This is a genomic window from Streptacidiphilus carbonis, from assembly GCF_000787775.1.
Lineage (GTDB): Bacteria > Actinomycetota > Actinomycetes > Streptomycetales > Streptomycetaceae > Streptacidiphilus > Streptacidiphilus carbonis.
This window is the reverse complement of record NZ_BBPM01000125.1, coordinates 1-2026: the sequence shown is the minus strand read 5'-3', so window position 1 is coordinate 2026 and position 2026 is coordinate 1. Positions and strand designations below refer to the sequence as shown.

Below are 2026 nucleotides of genomic sequence, written 5' to 3'. Positions count from 1 at the left end.
GTCGCCGACGTAGCGGTACCAGGTCAGGGCGATGCCGGCTTCGACGGCGACGCGGGCGCGGACGGCGGGGGGCAGTACGGTGTCGCGGTAGGCCAGGTCCTGCTCCTGGAACCATCGAGACCACCCGGGTGGGGATGCCCTGGGCCTGCAGCTTCTCGCGGGCGGCGACCGCGATCTGCACCTCGGAACCGGTGCCGATCAGGATCACCTGCGCGGCGCCGCCCTCGGCCTCCAGCATCACGTAGCCGCACCTCGGAACCGGTGCCGATCAGGATCACCTGCGCGGCGCCGCCCTCGGCCTCCAGCATCACGTAGCCGCCCTTGGCCGCCAGCGCGTTGGCCGGGTAGGTGGGCACGTTCTGCCGGGTCAGCGCCAGCCCGTGCGGGGCCGGGTCCGCCCCGTGGCGGCGCATGATCTCCGCCCACACGATCGCGGTCTCGTTCGCGTCACCGGGACGCACCATGTTCAGGCCGGGGATGGCGCGCAGCGCGGCCATGTGCTCGACCGGCTGGTGGGTGGGGCCGTCCTCGCCCAGGCCGATGGAGTCGTGCGTCCACACGTAGGTGACCGGCAGCTTCATCAGTGCGGCCAGGCGCACCGCGCCGCGCATGTAGTCCGAGAACGTCAGGAACGTGCCGCCGTACACGCGGGTGTTGCCGTGCAGCGCGATGCCGTTCATGGCCGCGCCCATGGCGTGCTCGCGGATCCCGAAGTGGATCGTGCGCCCGTACGGGTCCGCGGACGCCAGCGGGTTGCCGGCCGGCAGGAACGAGGAGTCCGCGTCGATGGTGGTCAGGTTGGAACCGGCCAGGTCCGCCGAACCGCCCCACAGCTCCGGCACGATCGCACCCAGCGCCTTGAGCACCTCCCCGGAGGCCTTGCGGGTGGCGACGTCCTTGCCGGCCGGGAAGGACGGGATCGCCTGCTGCCAGCCGTCGGGCAGCCGGCCGGCCGCGATGCGGTCGAACTCCGCGGCCCGCTGCGGGTTGGCGGTGCGCCAGTCCTCGAACCGCTTGGTCCACGCCGCATGCGCCTCCCGCCCGCGGTCGCCGACCTGCCGCGCGTGGGCCAGCACCTCGTCGGCGACGTCGAAGGACTTGTCCGGGTCGAAGCCCAGCACCCGCTTGGTCGCGGCGACCTCGTCGGCGCCCAGCGCGGAGCCGTGCGACTCCTCGGTGCCCTGCGCGTTGGGTGCCGGCCAGGCGATGACGGTGCGCATGGCGATGATCGAGGGGCGCTCGGTCTCGGCCTTGGCGATGACCATCGCCTCGTGCAGCGCCTTGGGGTCCAGGTCCCCGCTGGCGGCCGGGGCCACCCGCTGCACATGCCAGCCGTAGGCCTCGTACCGCTTCAGCACGTCCTCGGAGAACGCGGTCTCGGTGTCGCCCTCGATGGAGATGTGGTTGTCGTCGTACAGGAACACCAGGTTGCCCAGCTTCTGGTGGCCCGCCAGCGAGGACGCCTCACCCGAGACGCCCTCCTCCAGGTCGCCGTCCGAGCAGATGCCCCAGATCGTGTGGTCGAACGGGGAGGCGCCCGCGGGCGCCTCCGGGTCGAACAGGCCGCGCTCGAAGCGGGCCGCCATCGCCATGCCCACCGCGTTGGCCATCCCCTGCCCCAGCGGACCGGTGGTGGTCTCCACCCCCGCGGTGTGGCCGTGCTCGGGGTGACCGGGGGTCAGCGAGCCCCACACCCGGAACGACTTCAGGTCCTCCAGCGTCAGCCCGTACCCCGACAGGTACAGCTGGATGTAGAGGGTCAGACTGGTGTGCCCGGGCGACAGCACGAACCGGTCGCGACCGGTCCAGGCCGGGTCCGCCGGGTCGTGCTGCAGGAACCGCTGGAAAATCAGGTACGCGGCCGGGGCCAGCGACATCGCCGTGCCCGGGTGGCCGTTCCCGACCTTCTGCACGGCATCCGCCGCCAGCACACGCACGGTGTCCACCGTCCGCCGGTCGAGCTCGGTCCACTCAAAGGTGTTGCTCGGCTTCGTACTCACCCTGAATCAGGGCTCCTTCCATATCG

At 71.9% G+C, this 2026-nt stretch carries 1 pseudogene; it reads right to left on the bottom strand.

Annotated features, from left to right (window positions below):
* Positions 1–2000: pseudogene (locus TR46_RS37410) on the bottom strand (transketolase family protein); the annotation flags it as partial.
* Positions 2001–2026: the final 26 nt, after the last annotated feature.